The sequence below is a fragment of the Pseudactinotalea suaedae genome (assembly GCF_009733815.1).
GTDB classification, from domain to species: Bacteria; Actinomycetota; Actinomycetes; order Actinomycetales; family Beutenbergiaceae; genus Pseudactinotalea; species Pseudactinotalea suaedae.
Genome location: NZ_WNXY01000004.1, coordinates 52,494 through 68,357, shown reverse-complemented (window position 1 = coordinate 68,357; position 15,864 = coordinate 52,494). Strand labels below are relative to the sequence as shown.

18 protein-coding genes are annotated in these 15,864 nt (G+C 71.6%); 9 read left to right on the top strand and 9 right to left on the bottom strand.

Features of this window, described 5'->3' with window-relative positions; genetic code table 11:
- Positions 1-1,554 carry a helix-turn-helix domain-containing protein gene (locus GPA04_RS08140; RefSeq protein ID WP_156223599.1) on the bottom strand — a complete coding sequence of 518 codons (1,554 nt, stop codon included), beginning with the start codon at positions 1,552-1,554 and terminating at the stop codon, positions 1-3.
- 95 nt (positions 1,555-1,649) lie between these two features.
- Positions 1,650-2,315 (bottom strand): phosphate signaling complex protein PhoU, encoded by a 666-nt coding sequence (gene phoU, locus GPA04_RS08135; protein ID WP_156223598.1) that lies wholly within the window; start codon positions 2,313-2,315, stop codon positions 1,650-1,652.
- Positions 2,316-2,488: 173 nt separating this feature from the next.
- Between phoU and GPA04_RS08130 the strand changes: the two genes are divergently transcribed.
- Together GPA04_RS08130 and GPA04_RS08125 are read left to right on the top strand one after the other, a co-directional pair.
- Positions 2,489-3,661 carry a sensor histidine kinase gene (locus GPA04_RS08130; protein WP_156223597.1) on the top strand — a complete coding sequence of 391 codons (1,173 nt, stop codon included), beginning with the start codon at positions 2,489-2,491 and terminating at the stop codon, positions 3,659-3,661.
- On the top strand, positions 3,658-4,350 hold the full coding sequence (locus GPA04_RS08125) for a response regulator (protein WP_156223596.1): 693 nt from the start codon (positions 3,658-3,660) through the stop codon (positions 4,348-4,350). The genes GPA04_RS08130 and GPA04_RS08125 overlap by 4 nt, the downstream gene beginning before the upstream one ends.
- Positions 4,351-4,395: 45 nt before the next feature.
- Here the strand turns inward: GPA04_RS08125 and GPA04_RS08120 are convergent, their stop codons facing one another.
- Positions 4,396-4,914 carry a hypothetical protein gene (locus GPA04_RS08120; protein WP_156223595.1) on the bottom strand — a complete coding sequence of 173 codons (519 nt, stop codon included), beginning with the start codon at positions 4,912-4,914 and terminating at the stop codon, positions 4,396-4,398.
- A 222-nt stretch (positions 4,915-5,136) separates the two neighbouring features.
- Between GPA04_RS08120 and GPA04_RS08115 the strand changes: the two genes are divergently transcribed.
- From GPA04_RS08115 to ispF, 3 genes are read left to right on the top strand one after another with little or no spacing between them, the layout of a single operon-like run.
- Entirely contained in the window at positions 5,137-5,619 is a 483-nt protein-coding gene (locus GPA04_RS08115; protein WP_156223594.1) for a CarD family transcriptional regulator, read from the top strand.
- 20 nt (positions 5,620-5,639) lie between these two features.
- Complete coding sequence (ispD, locus tag GPA04_RS08110; RefSeq protein ID WP_156223593.1) at positions 5,640-6,332, top strand: 2-C-methyl-D-erythritol 4-phosphate cytidylyltransferase; 693 nt, start codon at positions 5,640-5,642, stop codon at positions 6,330-6,332.
- Positions 6,323-6,805, top strand: coding sequence for a 2-C-methyl-D-erythritol 2,4-cyclodiphosphate synthase (gene ispF / locus GPA04_RS08105; protein WP_156223592.1), 483 nt, complete (start codon positions 6,323-6,325; stop codon positions 6,803-6,805). The genes ispD and ispF overlap by 10 nt, the downstream gene beginning before the upstream one ends.
- Positions 6,806-6,812: 7 nt before the next feature.
- On the opposite strand, the gene GPA04_RS08100 is transcribed toward ispF, so the two are convergent.
- Entirely contained in the window at positions 6,813-7,235 is a 423-nt protein-coding gene (locus GPA04_RS08100; RefSeq protein WP_241680669.1) for a MarR family winged helix-turn-helix transcriptional regulator, read from the bottom strand.
- A gap of 135 nt (positions 7,236-7,370) precedes the next feature.
- Between GPA04_RS08100 and GPA04_RS08095 the strand changes: the two genes are divergently transcribed.
- On the top strand, positions 7,371-9,260 hold the full coding sequence (locus GPA04_RS08095) for an ABC transporter ATP-binding protein (RefSeq protein ID WP_156223591.1): 1,890 nt from the start codon (positions 7,371-7,373) through the stop codon (positions 9,258-9,260).
- On the opposite strand, the gene GPA04_RS08090 is transcribed toward GPA04_RS08095, so the two are convergent.
- Positions 9,250-9,747 carry a methylated-DNA--[protein]-cysteine S-methyltransferase gene (locus tag GPA04_RS08090; protein WP_170299349.1) on the bottom strand — a complete coding sequence of 166 codons (498 nt, stop codon included), beginning with the start codon at positions 9,745-9,747 and terminating at the stop codon, positions 9,250-9,252. The two genes, GPA04_RS08095 and GPA04_RS08090, sit on opposite strands and share 11 nt — an antisense overlap.
- Positions 9,748-9,790: 43 nt before the next feature.
- Here GPA04_RS08090 and GPA04_RS08085 point away from each other — a divergent pair, with 43 nt between their 5' ends.
- Positions 9,791-10,285, top strand: a complete 495-nt coding sequence (locus GPA04_RS08085) for a glutathione peroxidase (RefSeq protein WP_156223590.1) — start codon at positions 9,791-9,793, stop codon at positions 10,283-10,285.
- A gap of 19 nt (positions 10,286-10,304) precedes the next feature.
- Here the strand turns inward: GPA04_RS08085 and GPA04_RS08080 are convergent, their stop codons facing one another.
- From GPA04_RS08080 to GPA04_RS08065, 4 genes are all read right to left on the bottom strand, one after another.
- Positions 10,305-10,688: a VOC family protein gene (locus GPA04_RS08080; RefSeq protein ID WP_156223589.1), complete on the bottom strand. Its 384-nt coding sequence runs from the start codon at positions 10,686-10,688 to the stop codon at positions 10,305-10,307.
- A gap of 55 nt (positions 10,689-10,743) precedes the next feature.
- Positions 10,744-11,496 (bottom strand): class I SAM-dependent DNA methyltransferase, encoded by a 753-nt coding sequence (locus tag GPA04_RS08075; protein WP_156223588.1) that lies wholly within the window; start codon positions 11,494-11,496, stop codon positions 10,744-10,746.
- A 65-nt stretch (positions 11,497-11,561) separates the two neighbouring features.
- Positions 11,562-12,812, bottom strand: coding sequence for an MFS transporter (locus tag GPA04_RS08070; protein ID WP_156223587.1), 1,251 nt, complete (start codon positions 12,810-12,812; stop codon positions 11,562-11,564).
- Positions 12,809-13,342, bottom strand: a complete 534-nt coding sequence (locus GPA04_RS08065; protein ID WP_156223586.1) for a MarR family winged helix-turn-helix transcriptional regulator — start codon at positions 13,340-13,342, stop codon at positions 12,809-12,811. Before GPA04_RS08065 ends, GPA04_RS08070 begins: the two co-directional genes overlap by 4 nt.
- A gap of 60 nt (positions 13,343-13,402) precedes the next feature.
- Between GPA04_RS08065 and cysS the strand changes: the two genes are divergently transcribed.
- Both cysS and rlmB read left to right on the top strand, forming a co-directional pair.
- The gene (gene cysS / locus GPA04_RS08060) at positions 13,403-14,830 is read left to right on the top strand and encodes a cysteine--tRNA ligase (protein ID WP_156223585.1); all 1,428 of its coding nucleotides are present in this window, start codon (positions 13,403-13,405) and stop codon (positions 14,828-14,830) included.
- A gap of 37 nt (positions 14,831-14,867) precedes the next feature.
- A complete protein-coding gene (gene rlmB / locus GPA04_RS08055; protein WP_156223584.1) occupies positions 14,868-15,857 on the top strand; it encodes a 23S rRNA (guanosine(2251)-2'-O)-methyltransferase RlmB in 990 nt (329 codons plus the stop codon).
- The last annotated feature ends 7 nt before the right edge of the window (positions 15,858-15,864 follow it).

The window sequence follows — 15,864 nt, the reverse complement described above, 5'->3', positions numbered from 1 at the left end:
TCAGTCGTGGAAGGTCTCGATCTGCGCCCCGAGCGAGATCAGCCGGTCGGCGAGGTGCTCGTAGCCGCGCGCGATGATGTCGACACCGCGCAGCACCGAGGTCCCCTTGGCAGCGAGCATGCCCAGCAGGATGACGACGGCGGGGCGCAGCGCGGGCGGGCAGCTCACCTCGGCTCCGGACCAGTGGGTGGGACCGGTGATGTCGAGGCGGTGCGGGTCGAGGAGCCGGACGTTCGCCCCGAGCCTGTTGAGGTCGGTGAGGTAGATCGCGCGGTTGTCGTAGACCCAGTCGTGGATGAGAGTCGACCCCGAGGCCGATGCGGCGATCACCGCGAAGAACGGCAGGTTGTCGATGTTGAGGCCGGGGAAGGGCATGGGGTGGATCTTGTCGATCGGCGCCCGCAGCTCGCTCGGGTGGACCGTGATGTCGACGAGCCGGGTGCGGCCGTTGCCGGAGGTGTACTCGGCGCTGAGGTCGTAGCGCAGACCCATCTCGGCCAGCGTGGCGATCTCGATCTCCATGAACTCGATCGGCACCCGCGTGACCGTGATCTGCGAACCGGTGACGATGCCGGCGGTGAGCAGGCTCATCGCCTCGACCGGGTCCTCGGCCAGCGTGTAGGTCACATCGGCATCGATGTCGGTGACGCCGTGGATGCGCAGCGTGGTGGTCCCGATGCCCTCGATGCGCACGCCGAGCAGTTCCAGGTAGTAGCACAGCTCCTGGACCATGTAGTTGGGTGAGGCGTTGCGCAGCGTGGTGACGCCGGGGTGGCGGGCCGCAGCCATGATGGCGTTCTCGGTCACGGTGTCACCGCGCTCGGTCAGCACCACCGAGAGGTCGCCGGCGTGGTCGCGGGTGACGGTGCCGCGGTAGGCGCCCTGGGTCGCCACGACGTCGAGCCCGAAGTGGCGCAGCGCGATCATGTGCGGCTCCACGGTGCGGGTGCCGAGGTCGCAGCCGCCCGCGTAGGGGATCGCGAAGGTGTCCAGGCGGCCGAGCAGCGGGCCGAGGAACATGATGATGCTGCGCGTGCGCATGGCGGTGTCGACGTCGATCGCGTCGAGGTCCAGCGTGTCGGGCGTGACGAGCTCGAGGTCGCGACCGTTGCTCGACCACGTGGCCTTGACGCCGATCGAGACCAGCACCGCGACGATGCGCTCGACCTCGACGATGCGGGCGACGTTGCGCAGCACCGTGGTGCCTCGGTTGAGGAGCGCGGCGCACAGCAGCACGACCGCGCCGTTCTTGGAGGAGTTGACGGCGATGCTGCCCGAGAGCTGCTGCCCGCCGGTGACGCGCAGGTGGGTCGGGCCCTTGGTGCCGATCGTGACGAGGTCGGCGTGCAGTGCCGCGTTGATGCGGGTGAGCATCTCGACGGACAGGTTCTGGCCGCCGGACTCGATGCGGGCGATCGCGCTCTGGCTGGTGCCGAGCCCGTCGGCGAGCTGGGCCTGCGTGATGCCCTTGGCCTGCCGCGTGGACCGGATCAGCGCTCCGATCTCGGTGAGCGGGGCCGGACCGGGCGCGGAGTCATCGAGCGTGATCGTCATACCGCCGATGATATATCTCAGATCTGAGATGAGACTGTCGGACGCATCACACCGGTGCGGCGCCCATCGCCCCGGCGGCCTCGAGCAGGGCAGCCTCAGCCGTCGGCGTTGCCGTTGCCCGTGGCGAAGTCGCCGGTCACCAGGTAGGTGATGCGGCGGGCGACCGAGACCGCGTGGTCGCCGAAGCGCTCGAAGAACCGGGCGAGCAGCGTGACGTCGACCGTCTGCGCCGTCGTGCCCTGCCACGACTCCGCGAGGGTGATCTTGAACGTCTCGGTGTGCAGCTGGTCGAGCACGTCGTCGTCGCGCTCCACCGCGGAGGCGAGCTGCAGGTCGTGCGAGTCGAGCAGCTCCACGATGTCGCCGGCGACCTTGATCGCCGCCGTCGACAGGTCGTTGAAGACGTGCTTGGCGGCGTCCGGCAGCGTGGCCTCGGGGTAGCGCAGCCGCACCACCTGGGCGATGTGCCGGGCGAGGTCGCCCATCCGCTCGATCGAGCTGCTCATGCGGAGCGAGGAGACGATGATCCGGAGGTCGGTGGCGACCGGCTGCTGACGCGCCAGCAGCATGATGCACCGCTCGTCGAGGACGCGCTCGAGCTCGTCCACCTTGGCGTCGGCCTCGATCACCTTCTCGGCCAGCTCGAGGTCGCCCGTGATGAGCGCCTGGGAGGCGTTGCTGATCGCGTCGGCGACGTGCCTGGACATCTGCAGGAGGTCGTTGCCGACCTGCTCCAGCTCCTGGTCGAAGATTGCTCGCACCCTGACAGCTCCTTGACTCCTAGACCACGGCAGCGGTAGCGCTGACCGCTGCCACACCGTGGCACCGGCGGGTGAACGGTCGGTGCCACCCAAGTGAACAACAACCCTGCAGCCGGCAGACAGAGCCTATCGGGGCGCCGAGCACGGCATCGTGACGCCTACGCTGTGGCGACGTGGAGGAAAACTGGTTGCTGATCGTCGCCGCCCTGCTGGGCGTCGGCGTCGGTGTCGCCGGTGTCTGGGCCTTCCTGCACAGCGAGCGGAGCCAGCGCAGCGTGCCGCTGTCGGCCGCACCGCCACAGGTCCACGACGACGTCGCCGAGGTGCTCGCGGCGCTGACCGCGACCTCGGTGCTGCTCGGGCCCGACGAAGAGGTGCTGCGCGTCAGCGCCGACGCCTATGCCAAGGGCGTGGTGCGCAACGGGCGGATCCCGTCCTCCGACGTCTCCAGGCTCGTGGCGGCGGTCCGCAACGGCGGCAGCACCCAGCGTGAGACGGTCGCGATCTCGCGGTCGGCCCTGAGCAGCTCGGACCGGCTGGTGTTCGACGTCATCGTGGCGCCGCTCTCCGGCGGCCGGGTGCTGGTGCTGGCCGAGGACACCACCGCGGCACGACGGCTGGAGGAGGTCCGGCGCGATTTCGTGGCGAACGTCTCCCACGAGCTGAAGACGCCCGTCGGGGCGCTGTCGCTGCTGGCCGAGACGATCGCCGACGCTGCAGAGGACCCGCAGACCGTGCGCCGGTTCAGCGCGCAGATGCAGACCGAGGCGACGCGGCTGTCGCTGCTGGTCGGCGACATCATCGACCTGTCCCGGCTGCAGGCGCCGGACACCGAGACCGCGCTGGTGGAGCTCTCGATCGACGACGTCATCGCCGAGGCGGTCGACCGGGTGCGGGTGCAGGCGGGCCACCGCGGCTCGACGATCGCCGTCGGCGCCGGCTCGGGTCAGCGCGTCTACGGCGACCACGCGCTGCTCGTGACCGCGCTGCGGAACCTGCTCGACAACGGTCTGCGCTACTCACCGGAGGGTTCGCCGGTGCGTGTGGGGGTGCGCTCGCGCGAGGGGTTCGTCGAGATCGCGGTCGTCGACCAGGGCGTCGGGATCGCCGCGAGCGATCTCGAGCGCGTCTTCGAGCGCTTCTACCGGGTCGACCCTGCCCGCTCCCGCGACACCGGCGGTACCGGGCTCGGCCTCAGCATCGTCAAGCACGTCGCCGCGCGTCACGGCGGCGACGTGCGACTCTGGTCGGCTCCCGGTCGTGGGTCGACGTTCACACTCCGGATCCCCGAGGTGGAGAGCACCGGCTCTCCCCGCGCCGACGAGCACGATGAGGAAGTGGCATGACAACGATCCTGGTGGTCGAGGACGAGGACGCCTATCGCGAGCCGTTGACGTTCCAGCTCAACCGCGAGGGCTTCCAGGTGGTCGCCGTGGCGACCGGCCCCGCAGCCCTGGAGGCGTTCGAGGAGAACACGATCGACCTGGTGCTGCTCGACCTGATGCTGCCGGGCATGTCCGGGGTCGAGGTCTGCCGTGAGCTGCGGTTGCGCTCCAAGGTCCCGGTGATCATGGTGACCGCCAAGGACAGCGAGATCGACAAGGTCGTGGGGCTGGAGCTCGGCGCGGACGACTACGTGACCAAGCCGTACTCGTTCCGAGAGCTGCTGGCCAGGGTGCGTGCCGTGCTGCGGCGCGGCGGCGAGGCCACCCCCGAGGCCGAGGACGACGGGCTCGGGCTGCTGACCGTCGGGTCGATCCGCATGGACACCGACCGCCACGTGGTCACGGTCGAGGGCGAGGAGGTCGCGCTGCCGCTGCGCGAGTTCGAGCTGCTGGAGATGTTCCTGCGCAACCCCGACCGCGTGCTGACGCGCGGCCAGCTGATCGACCGGGTCTGGGGCAGCAACTACGTGGGGGACACCAAGACCCTCGACGTCCACGTCAAGCGGATCCGCGGCAAGATCGAGCCCGATCCCTCGGACCCGCGGGTGCTGGTGACCGTGCGCGGCCTGGGGTACAAGCTCGTCGGCTGAGTCCCGCTCCGCCCGACGCCGCTGCTCGGGCGCGGCCGGCTCGCGCTAGTCGAGGAACTCGAGGTAGGTGTCGTACGGGGCCAGGGTGCCGTCGAGCACGGTGACGTTGACCGTGGTCGAGCCGGAGGTCGGCGTCGAGATCGTCACCGGGAGGTTCGCGCCGGGCGCGACCGGGCTCGCCTCGAGGATCGCGGTCTCGCCGTCCTCGTGCGAGGGGTTGAGCAGCACCGTGCTGCGACCCGCGACCTGCACGTCCAGGCTCTCGGTGGCGCCCGCCTCGTCGGCGCCGAAGGTGAAGGTGACCGTGGTCGTCTCGGCCGTGCGGTTGGTGACGCCGCCGACGACCAGCGCGGGCTCGTCCTGACCCGTGGTGAGGACGAGCAGGTTCTCGACCCTGATCTCGTCGCCGAGCTCGGCGCGGTTGCCGTCGCTGGGGGCGTACTCGAGCTGGGTGTTGATGGGCGAGCAAGCCCCGATCCCGGCCGCTGCGGCGGCCCCGATCGCCAGCGCGGCGAGCGCACGCGACATCCAACGTGCGTGTCCGGCTCCGGTCCGACCTGCCATGTCCTGCGCTCCTCGAGGGCTCGTGAATCCGACCGATTCTTCGACCAGGGTCTCGACAGCGAAGCCTAGCGTCGGGCGGGGCGACCGCGACCGCTCCGCGCCGGAGCATCGTGACCCACAGCGACGTGCGGGCCGGTGACCTGCGCAAACGCTCTGAGCGACGGTCGGTCGAGCGCCAGGTTCAATGATAAACTCAACCGTTGGAAAGGGGAGTGCCAACTCATGACCTTCACAGTCGGCGAGACCGTCGTCTACCCGCACCACGGTGCGGCCCTCATCGAAGAGATCTCGAAGCGCGTCATCCGCGGCGAGGAGAAGTTGTATCTCAGGCTCAAGGTGGCGCAGGGTGATCTGACGATCGAGGTGCCCGCGGAGAACTGCGATCTCGTCGGTGTCCGCGACGTCGTCGATCACGAGGGTCTCGAGAAGGTGTTCGAGGTGCTGCGCGCCCCGTACACCGAGGAGCCCACCAACTGGTCGCGCCGCTACAAGGCGAACGTCGAGAAGATCGCCTCGGGTGACGTCATCAAGGTCGCCGAGGTCGTGCGCGACCTCTCGCGCCGTGACGCCGACCGTGGCCTCTCCGCCGGCGAGAAGCGCATGCTCGCGCGTGCGCGCCAGATCCTGGTCTCCGAGCTCGCGCTGGCCGAGCACACCGAGGAGGAGAAGGCTGAGGCCATCCTCGACGAGGTGCTCGCCTCGTAGTCCACGGACGTCATTCCCAGGTGCGCGCCTCCGCGATCCTCACCGCCGCGGGATCGGGCACTCGACTCGGGTCGGCTGACCCCAAGGCGCTCGTGCGCCTGGGCGCCGACCCGTTGGTCGTTCATGCCGCCCGCCGGCTGCGGGCGGCCGGGATCGAGGAGATCGTCGTCACCTGCCCGTCCGGGCGTGACGACGACATCGCCCGCGCCGTCGCGGAGGTGTCGGCGCGGTGCGTCCCGGGAGGCGCGAGCAGGCAGGCGTCGGTGGCCGCAGGGCTCGCGGCCCTCGGGCCGGACGCCGACGTCGTCCTCGTCCACGACGCGGCGCGACCGCTGGCCTCGCCGGCGCTGATCGGGCGGTTGCTGGAGCGGCTCGCGGCCGGTGACCGGGCGGTCATCCCCGGGCTGGCGGTCATCGACACCATCAAGCGCGTGAGCGGGGGCGTGGTCTCCCAGACGCTGGACCGCACCGAGCTCGTGGCGGTCCAGACGCCGCAAGCCTTTGCGCGGGACCTGCTCGTCGAGGTGCACGCGGCGGGCGCCGCGCTGGCGGCGGCGGAGTCCACGGCGGTCAGCGACGACGCCGGTCTCGTCGAGAGGTTCAGCGACGTCGCGGTCAGCGTCGTCGCGGGGGAGGATCAGGCCATGAAGATCACCACCCGGGTCGACCTCGCGCTCGCCGAGGCCATGCTGGCGAGCGGGCAGTGGTCGTGACGCCGCGCACCGGGATCGGCGTCGACGTGCACGCGTTCGCCGAGGACGGGCGGCTCGGCCTGTGGCTGGCGGGGATCGAGTTCGCCGACGAGCCCGCGCTCGAGGGTCACTCCGACGGCGACATCGCCGCCCACGCGGCCGCGGACGCACTGTTCTCCGCGGCAGGACTGGGCGACCTGGGCGCGCAGTTCGGCACCGACGACCCCCGGTGGGCCGGCGCCAGCGGCGTCCGGTTGCTCGGCGAGGCCGCGGCGCGCGTGCGGACGGCCGGGTTCGCGATCGGGAACGTCGCGGTCCAGGTGATCGGTCCGCGACCCAAGCTCGCGCGGGTGCGCGAGGAGGCACAGCGACGTCTCTCGGAGGCCGCAGGCGCTCCGGTGACGCTCTCGGCCACCACCACCGACGGCCTCGGCCTCACGGGTCGCGGCGAGGGGCTGGCGGCCATCGCGACCGCACTGGTCTTCACCCCCTGACAGCGGTTCAGGGGGCGTCGTCGAGGATCCGGGTGAGCAGGTCGCGCAGGTGCGTGACCTCCTCCGGGGTGAGCGGGGCGAGCATCTCCTCGCCGAGGGTGGACCGGTGCTGTGCGACCTCCTCGGCGAGGGCGCGGCCGGCGTCGGTGGGGTGCACCAGGACCGCCCGCCGGTCGGTGGGGCTGGGCGTGCGACGCACCAGGCCCTTGGCCTCGAGGCTGTCGACGACCTCGGTGGCCGACCGCGGCGCGATCCGCAACCGGTCCGCGATCTCGGACAGCCGTGGCGCCTCACCGTGGGTGGTCGCGTGCAGCGCCCGGAACTCGTGGGGTGTGATGTCCCAGGGTTCCAGCGACGCCATCCACCGCCGGCGCAGCTGCCTCGCGGTACGCACGATCAGCTCGCTGGTGTCGGGTTCGGGCGCGGGCACGGGAATACCCTAGCCGAGATAGTGGTTGAGCCTCATGGTGAGGTAACCTCACTATATGGCCCAGGTCGCGCGGAGACCGCTCCGCCGCCGTCGAGCCTCACAGCTTCCAGCACTCGCAAAGGCAGGTGGTGCGCCATGACAGCGCCCGACAACACTTCTCGCACGGTCGGCAAGCCCGGCGATCCCACGGGCGGCCGCAGCGCCGGCCGCGGTGGCGGCGGTCCCGGCGGCCCCCTGGTCGCCCGGCTCGACCCCGCCGACAAGGCTCAGCTCGCCGAGCACCCCGTCAGCATGCGCCGCATCGGCGCCCTCTTCCGCCCCTACGGCGGCCCGCTCGCCGTGGTCACGGCGCTCATCGTCGCCACCTCCCTCGTGGGTCTGGCGACGCCGTTCATCACCAAGCACCTGATCGACGACGCGATCCCGGACCAGGACGTCCCGCTGCTGCTCATGCTCGTGGGCGGGCTCCTCGCCGTCACGGTGATCTCCTCGGTGCTCGGTGTGGTGCAGACGTGGCTCTCGACCACGATCGGGCAGAAGGTCATGCACCGGCTGCGGACCGACGTGTTCTCCCACCTGCAGCGCCAGTCGGTCGACTTCTTCACCCGCACCCGTGGTGGCGAGGTGCAGTCCCGGCTCACCCAGGACATCCAGGGGATGCAGGGCGTGGTCACCTCCACGGCCACCTCGGTCGCCTCGAACATCACGACGGCGGTCGGTACCGCCGTGGCGATGGTCGCCCTCTCGTGGCAGCTCTCGCTGCTGTCGCTGATCGTGCTGCCGCCGGCGATCTGGCTGACCAGGAAGGTCGCGACGATGCGACGCGAGGTCACCGCCCAGCGCCAGCGCGCCATGGCGAACCTGCAGGGCCAGGTGGAGGAGTCGCTGTCGGTCAGCGGCGCCATCCTCGGCAAGATCCTCGGGACCGGGCCCACCGCCTCGGCCACCTTCGCGAGCACCTCGAACGAGCTGATGGATCTGGAGGTCAGGTCCCAGCTGGCCGGTCGCTGGCGGATGGCGACGATGAGCATCGTGTTCGCGGCCATCCCCGCGCTGATCTACCTGATCGCCGGGCTGCCCGCGACCTCGAACGGCATGACGATCGGCACCCTCGTGGCGTTCACCGGCCTGCAGGCGGGCTTGTTCCGTCCGCTGATGGGTGTGCTGAACGTCGGCGTCGAGGTGATCAGCTCGATGGCGCTCTTCAGCCGCGTCTTCGAGTACCTCGACCTGGTGGTCGAGATCGACGACCCCGAGCAGCCGGTCCCGGTCGACCGGAGCAGGATGCGTGGTGAGGTCCGCTTCGACGGGGTCGGCTACAGCTACCCGGGCTCCGACCGCGCGGCGCTGGCCGAGATCGACCTGACCGTGCCCGCCGGCACCGCGCTGGCGCTGGTCGGTCACACCGGCTCGGGCAAGTCGACCCTGGGGTCGCTGGTGGCGCGCCTGGCCGACCCCACCGTGGGCAGCGTCCGGATCGACGGCATCGACCTGCGCGACTTCTCGCTCGCCGACCTCAGCTCGGTCGTCGGTGTCGTCTCCCAGGAGACCTACCTGCTGCACACCACGATCCGCGAGAACCTGCGCTACGCCCGGGTCGACGCCACGGATGCCGAGATCGAGGCGGCCGCCCGCGCCGCCCAGGTGCACGACCTGATCGTCGGCCTGCCCGAGGGGTACGACACCGTGGTCGGCTCGCGGGGATATCGGTTCTCGGGCGGGGAGAAGCAGCGGATCGCGATCGCGCGGACCATCCTGCGCGACCCGTTGGTCCTCGTCCTGGACGAGGCCACCTCGGCGCTGGACAACGCCACCGAACGCGCCGTCCAGGAGGCGCTCGACGCCCTCGCGGTCGGCCGCACCACCATCACGATCGCGCACCGGCTCTCGACGATCGCGGACGCCGACCAGATCGTGGTGCTCGACGGCGGTCGCGTCGTCGAGCGCGGGACGCACCACGAGCTGCTCGAGCTCGGGGGCGAGTACGCCGACCTGGCCGGCAAGCAGGAGCTCGTCAGAACGTGAACAGCGGCTGCGCGGCGGACTCCAGGTCGAGCAGGTACCGCTTGATCGGCAGGCCGCCGCCGTAGCCGACGAGGCTGCCATCGGCGCCGACCACCCGGTGGCACGGCACGATGATCGAGATCGGGTTGCGGTTGTTCGCGAGCCCGACGGCCCGCGCGAGCGTGTGAGCCGACTCCGGACCGCCGAGCATCGCGGCCTGCTCGCCGTAGCTGCGGGTCTGGCCGTAGGGGATCTGCCGCAGCGCGTCCCAGGCGCGGAGCTGGAACGGGGTCCCGCGGAGGGCGAGCGGCAGCTCGAAGTGGTGCCGGTCACCGGCGAAGTACTCGGCGAGCTGCTCGGTCAGCGCCTCGAACCCGCGGTCGCTGCGGGGGATCGTCTCGATCGCGCTCGGCACCCGGTGCCCCGGGAACAGCAACGACCGCAGCCCGGCGTCATCGGCGATCGCGATCAGCGTGCCGATCGGGGTCTCGAGGTGGTGCCGCAGCATGGCTCGATCCTGCCAGCCACCAACGACGCCGTAGCGTGGACCTGTGAACCTCTCTGACATCGCCGTGACCACGCTCGACGGCCGGGCCACCACCCTCGGCGAGCACGCCGGACGTGCGCTGCTGGTCGTCAACGTCGCCTCGAGGTGCGGCATGACGCCGCAGTACTCCGGCCTGGAGCGGCTGCAGCAGCGGTACGCCGAGCGTGGGCTGACGGTGATCGGGTTCCCCTGCAACCAGTTCATGGGTCAGGAACCGGGCACGAACGAGGAGATCGCGCAGTTCTGCGCGTCGACCTACGGCGTCAGCTTCCCGATGATGGACAAGGTCGAGGTCAACGGGCCGGGGGCGCACCCGGTGTTCGCCGCGCTCACGCAGGTCGCCGACGCGACCGGTGACGCCGGCGACGTGGCATGGAACTTCGAGAAGTGGGTCCTCGGCGCGGACGGCGTGCCCGTGGCGAGGTTCCGTTCGCGCACCGAGCCCGAGTCCGCCGAGGTCGTCGCCGCGATCGAGGCGGTGCTGCCCGGTCCCTCCTGATCGCGGCGCGCGGCTGCGCTCAGTCCTGCTTCGGCGGGCACAGGCAGAACGGGTGCCCGTGCGGATCGATCATCACCGTCGACATCTCGGGGTTGGGCTGCTCGCTCGCCACGCTCGCGCCGAGCTCGACAGCGGCCTGGACAGCGGCGTCCAGGTCAGCCGTGCGCAGGTCGAGGTGGAACTGCTGCGGGTGCTGCTGGCTGGGCCACTCCGGGCGGCTGTAGTCGGTGACGGTCTGGAAGTACAGGTTCGCGCCCAGCGCCGACAGGCTCGCGACCCCGTACTCGGGGTAGTCGGTGACCTCGCCGCCGGTCAGCGCGCCGTAGAAGGCGGCCAGCGCGGAGGCGTCCGGGGTGTCGATCGTGAAGGCGATGAGCTCGGTGACCGGTGCGGTTGTCGTCATGCCCACCAGTGTGCGCCCCAGGGCCGACATCGCTCTTGAACGTTTCCGACAGCTGCTACCGGAGGCGGTACACCGAGACGTGCGAGGTGGACTCGGACGTGAACGGTGCCTGCGAGAAGTCCGCCCACCGGTGCTCGAGCTCCATCCCGGCCAGCTCGGCCATCAGGTCCAGCTCACCGGGCCACACGTAACGGAACGGGCTGAACGAGACCCGGGCTGCGCCGTCGGGCTCGTACCGGATGTGGTGCGAGACGCCGCGCTGCGTCGACAGGTCGAGGACATCCATGCCGATGTAGCCCTCGCCGGTGCTGAACACCTGCGCGTGCGCGCTGCCCACCGGCTGCGGGCGCGGTACCCAGAGCTCGATGACGAACCGCCCACCCGGGCCCAGGTGGGCCGCGGCGTTGCGGAAGCACGCGACCTGCTCGGCCTGGCTGTAGAGGTTGGAGATGGTGTTGAACACCAGGTAGACGAGGGAGAACTCGCCGTCGACCCGGACGTCGACCATGCTGCCCTCGGTCACGGGAAGCTGGTCGGCGTCCATGCGGGTGCGGAGCTCGGCGATCATCGCCGGCGAGAGCTCGATGCCGTGCACCTCGGTGCCGTGCTCGCGCAGCGGGATCGCGACCCGCCCGGTGCCCACGGCGAGCTCGAGCGCGCGACCGCCGGCGGCGAGCCCGGCCAACGTCTCGACGGTCGGGCCCAGCACCTCCGGCGAGTACATCGGCGAGCCGAGGTCCTCATAGCTCTGAGCTGCCTTCTCGTCCCACAGGTCGCGCTGCGGGAGGTTCCAGATGTCCTCGCTCATCGCCCCAGCCTCGCGGTGCAGGGCGGCCAGGTCCAGGAGATTGCGCGCGCGGCTCGGCGGGACCGTCAGGCGCTCACCAGCGAGCGGCGCCGGGTGATCGCGATCATCGCGGCCGCCGTGACCAGCACCATCGTGACGATCGCCCAGCGCACCGAGGCGGCGTCGGCCACCACGCCCACGAGCGCCGAGGCGACCGGGCGGAAACCCACGAAGCAGATCATCCAGAACGCCATCACCCGGCCCCGCAGGTGCCCCGGCACACGCAGCAGCACCGCCGTGCTGACGCTGGTCACGCCGATCGTGAAGCCGGCGCCGGCGATCGCGAAACCGGCCAGCGCGCCGCCGAGCCAGGGCAGCGCGGCCGCGGTCCCCATGCCGACGGTGAGTCCTCCCAGCCCGATCAGCAGCAGCAGCACCGTGCGCTCGGGCCTGCCGAGCCAGCTCGCCAGCAGCAGCCCGACCGCCGAGCCGACGCCGAACGTCGCGGTCAGCGCGCCGACCATCTCCGCTCCGTGGCCGAGGTCGGCCGAGAGCGCGGGCGCCAGCGTGATGCTGGGCTCCGCCCCGAACGTGACGGCGGTGACCGCGAGCAGCAGGAGCAGCAGCCCGGGATCGGAGCGCACGTGGCGCCAGGCGGCGCCGACCGAGTAGTCGGTGTCGGCGGCGCGCGGCTCGTTGGCCGGGATCCGCACCGCCAGCAGCAGGAGCAGGAACACCAGCTGGCCCAGGGCGGCGACGGCGATGCCCGCGGCCGGTCCCATCGCCGCCACCAGGGCGGCACCGACCACCGGGCCCACCACGCGCGCCACGGTCATCGGTGCGGTGTTCAGCCCCATGGCCCGCGGGAGCTCGTCACGGCTGACCAGTCGTGGCGTGACCGACTGCATCGCCGGCCCGCCGATCGAGAACCCGAACCCCACCGTGAGCGAGCCGAGCAGCACGGCCACCGCCAGCGCCCAGCCGGTCGGCGCCACCAGCTGCACCCACAGGGCCAGACCGCCGGCGCCCACGAGGCACAGCAGCCGTCCGAGGATGATCTGGCGGCGCGGGTCGCCCCGGTCGGCCCACGTGCCGCTCAGCGGTGCGAGCACGAGCTGCGGCACGAACTGCGCGCCCGCCACCAGCCCCACCGCGAGCGTGGACCCGGTCGCGTCGAACACGGCGATCGCGGCCGCCACGCTGAACGCCCAGACGCCGACGATGCTGATGACCTTGCCCCAGAAGAGTCCGCCGAAGTCGCGGTCCAGCAGCAGCTGCACGGCGCTGCGCGGGGACCGGAGGGGCGTGCCGGCCGGCGTGGTGGCGCGAGAGGTCATCGCGGGGTCAGCACCCCCGTGCGGTAGCCCTCGGTGAGCCGCTCGAGCAGCGCGACCAGCTGCGCGACGTCGGCCGCAGACCAGTCCGCGGTCACGCGCTGCAGCAGCGCCTGGCGGTTGCGCGTCGCGTGCTCGAGCACGTCGCGGCCGGCGCCGGTGAGGTCGAGCCGGGCCTTGCGCAGGTCGTCACCGCAGGTGGACTTGGTGGCCAGGCCGGCGGCGACCACGGCATGGACCGCGCGGCTGGCGGTCGACTGCTCGATGCCGTGGTCGACGGCCACGTCCTTGACGGTGGGCAGCACGCCGGCCGCCAGGCTGCGCTCGACCGTGCGGAGCACCCGCAGACCGGCGATGCCCACGCCCTCCGGCAGGCCGCGCAACAGCTCGCGGCGGTAGGCAGGGCTTCGACGCTGCTGCACCAGCCGCACCACGAGCTCGTCGAGGGAGGAGAGGTCGGCCACGGAATATAGGTGTAGCACACATATAACTGCTGCGGTGCGCGCCTGCGCGCTGAGATCGCCGAGGCCCACGCCTTGGACGTCGTCGAGGGCGTGTCCGGCCGCTGAGACACCTCACTAGACTCCGGAACCGTGGGACTACAGCTCTACGACACGGCGAGCCGCGCCGTCCGCCCCCTCGAGCCACGGACTCCTGGCGAGGTGGGCGTCTACCTGTGCGGCGCGACGGTGCAGGGCAGCCCGCACATCGGCCACCTGCGGTCGGCGATCGCCGTCGACATCCTGCGCCGGTGGCTCGAGCGGAACGGGCAGCGCGTCACGCTGATCCGCAACGTCACCGACATCGACGACAAGATCCTCACCAAGGCCGGCGACGCCGGGCAGCCGTGGTGGGCGTGGGCGAACCGGTTCGAGCGCGAGTTCACGGCCGCCTACGACGCGCTCAACGTGCAGCCGCCCACCTACGAGCCCCGTGCGACCGGCCACATCACCGAGATGGTCGAGCTCGTGGACCGGCTGGTGGAGCGCGGCCATGCCTACCCGGGGGAGGCGGGCAACGTCTACTTCGACGTGCGGTCCTACCCCGGCTATGGCGACCTCACGCACCAGCGGCTGGAGAACCTCGGCAGCGATGACGCCACCGAGCCGCCTCCGGACAAGCGGGACCCGCTCGACTTCGCCCTCTGGAAGGCACCGAAGGACGGCGAGCCGGAGACCGCCGCCTGGCCCACGCCGTACGGCCGCGGCAGGCCGGGCTGGCATCTGGAGTGCTCGGCGATGGCCCGCAAGTACCTCGGCGAGGGCTTCGACATCCACGCGGGCGGTATCGACCTGCGCTTCCCGCACCACGAGAACGAGCAGGCCCAGTCGCGCGCCGCGGGCTGGGACTTCGCGGGGCTGTGGTTCCACAACGCCTGGGTCACGGTCGGCGGCGAGAAGATGAGCAAGTCGCTCGGGAACTCCCTGGTGGTGCGCGAGGTGCTGCGGGACGCGGACCCGGTGCTGCTGCGGTACGCGCTCGGGGCCGTCCACTACCGCTCCACGCTTGAGTTCACCCCGGGGGTGTCGCTCGTGGAGGCCGGCGCGGCCTGGGAGCGGATCACGGGCTTCGTCTCGCGGGCCGTCCAGGCCGACACGGCGCCCGACGGCGGAGCGGGCGCCACCGGACCGGTCGCCGACCTCGCCCTTCCTGAGGCGTTCGTCACCGCGATGAACGACGACCTCAACGTCTCGGCCGCCCTCGCGGTGGTCCACGAGACGGTCCGCGCGGGCAACAGCGCGCTCGCCGACGGCCGCCCGGCCACGCAGGAGGCGCTCGCCGTGCGCGCGATGCTCGACGTGCTCGGTCTCGACCCGCTGGCCCCGCACTGGGCCGGGAGCGGCGGCTCCGGGGCGGCCGAGCAGGCGATCGACGTGCTGGTGCGCGCGGTGCTGCAGGAGCGTGCCGAGGCGCGCGCCGCCAAGGACTGGGCCCGCGCCGACCGGCTCCGTGACCGGCTCACCGAGGCGGGGGTCGTCGTGGAGGACGGGCCGGACGGCGCGCGCTGGTCGCTGCGCTGACGCCCCCGCCTGGCCGTGAGCGTGAGACGATCAGCAGGTGCCAGGTAACTCTCGTCGTCAGGGCGCCGTGCGCAAGGCCGGCAGCAAGAAGGGCGCCACCGTCGGATCCGGCGGCCAGCGGCGCAAGGGTCTCGAGGGCAAGGGCCCGACGCCGAAGGCCGAGGACCGGCCCTACCACGTGGCCCACAAGCGCAAGCAGACCTCCGAGCGCGGCAGCGGCACCCGGACGCCGCAGCGCGCCCGGCAGCCGCGCCGGTCCGCCGAGCGCACGCACGAGATCGTCGCGGGTCGCAACTCCGTGGTCGAGGCGCTGCGAGCCGGGGTGCCCGCCACCACGGTGTGGATCGCCAGCCGCATCGACGCCGACGACCGCACCCGCGAGATCCTGCGCGAGGTCACCACGAAGGGTGTGCCGCTGCTCGAGGTGGGCAAGCCCGAGCTCGACAAGCTCACCGAGAACGCGGTCCACCAGGGCGTCGCGATGCAGGTCCCGGCCTACACCTACGCCCAGCCCGAGGACCTCCTCGACGAGGCGCTCGGGCTGGGACGCACGCCGCTGATCGTGGCGCTCGACGGCATCACCGACCCCCGCAACCTGGGTGCCGCGCTGCGCTCGGCCGGAGCGTTCGCGGCCGACGGCGTGCTGGTCCCCGAGCGCCGCGCGGCGGGCGTGACGGCCTCGGCCTGGAAGGTCTCGGCAGGAGCAGCAGCCCGGGTGCCGGTCGCGCGTGCGACCAACCTGGTCCGCGCCCTGACCACCTACAAGCAGGCCGGGTGCTTCGTCGTCGGGCTCGACGCCGACGGCACCACCGACATCGGTGACCTCCAGCTCGCAACCGAGCCGATCGTGATCGTCTGCGGCTCGGAGGGCAAGGGCCTGTCCCGGCTCGTCCGGGAGACGTGCGACGTGATCGCCTCGATCCCGATCGCGGCCAGCACCGAGTCGCTGAACGCGGGTGTCGCCACCGGCATCGCCCTGTACGAGGTCTCGCGGCTGCGTCGCGAAGCCGCTGTCAGCGACAGTTAGTAGTCTC

Excerpts from the sequence above, each read along its gene's own strand:
- GPA04_RS08120 (WP_156223595.1), bottom strand. The coding sequence starts at position 4,914 with ATGGCAGGTCGGACCGGAGCCGGACACGCACGTTGGATGTCGCGTGCG.
- GPA04_RS08140 (WP_156223599.1), bottom strand. The coding sequence starts at position 1,554 with ATGACGATCACGCTCGATGACTCCGCGCCCGGTCCGGCCCCGCTCACC.
- GPA04_RS08090 (WP_170299349.1), bottom strand. The coding sequence starts at position 9,747 with ATGCTGCGGCACCACCTCGAGACCCCGATCGGCACGCTGATCGCGATC.
- GPA04_RS08070 (WP_156223587.1), bottom strand. The coding sequence starts at position 12,812 with ATGACCTCTCGCGCCACCACGCCGGCCGGCACGCCCCTCCGGTCCCCG.
- GPA04_RS08115 (WP_156223594.1), top strand. The coding sequence starts at position 5,137 with ATGACCTTCACAGTCGGCGAGACCGTCGTCTACCCGCACCACGGTGCG.
- GPA04_RS08080 (WP_156223589.1), bottom strand. The coding sequence starts at position 10,688 with ATGACGACAACCGCACCGGTCACCGAGCTCATCGCCTTCACGATCGAC.
- GPA04_RS08095 (WP_156223591.1), top strand. The coding sequence starts at position 7,371 with ATGACAGCGCCCGACAACACTTCTCGCACGGTCGGCAAGCCCGGCGAT.
- GPA04_RS08125 (WP_156223596.1), top strand. The coding sequence starts at position 3,658 with ATGACAACGATCCTGGTGGTCGAGGACGAGGACGCCTATCGCGAGCCG.
- GPA04_RS08075 (WP_156223588.1), bottom strand. The coding sequence starts at position 11,496 with ATGAGCGAGGACATCTGGAACCTCCCGCAGCGCGACCTGTGGGACGAG.